The 426-nt window shown below is 51.9% G+C and carries 1 protein-coding gene; it reads right to left on the minus strand.

The window, feature by feature from the left end; translation table 11 throughout:
* On the minus strand, positions 1-258 hold a 258-nt coding region (locus RMT89_RS41105; RefSeq protein WP_315888861.1), incomplete at its 3' end, for a DUF2201 family putative metallopeptidase.
* Positions 259-426: the final 168 nt, after the last annotated feature.

A 426-nucleotide genomic window follows, 5' to 3' on the forward strand; every position in this document is an offset into this window, starting at 1 on the left:
CCCATTGACATTGTGCATCATCAGCACATGCCAAAGGAGGTGGGCAACTACGAACACTCGTGTCTTTGGTTCCAACCACATGAAGAATTTGGGGTTGATAGCGATTGTCAGCCCATTGGTATAGGCTGTAGCGGCGTCCTCCTGCCAGATGATCCGGCAAGAGCACAAGATATGAGCAAGGTAGCTTTCCCCGCGCAACAGGAAGATTTCAGACGTTACGCGGTCTAGCTCCTTTTGAAGTTTCGCGAGGTCACTCATTGGCTCAACTATCCGTGTAGAGGTAGCGACCGACGCCTACGAAAGCACGGCGGAATGCACCTGTTTGACGAATTTCCGGCTTCTGAAGCTGTGCGAGACGCCAGAACAGAATACGGAAGGTGAGAGGAAAACGCTCAACAAAGTCCCCGATAGGGTCGATGTTGTCCT

The organism is Streptomyces sp. P17, assembly GCF_032436805.1.
In the GTDB taxonomy this organism is placed as follows: domain Bacteria; phylum Actinomycetota; class Actinomycetes; order Streptomycetales; family Streptomycetaceae; genus Streptomyces.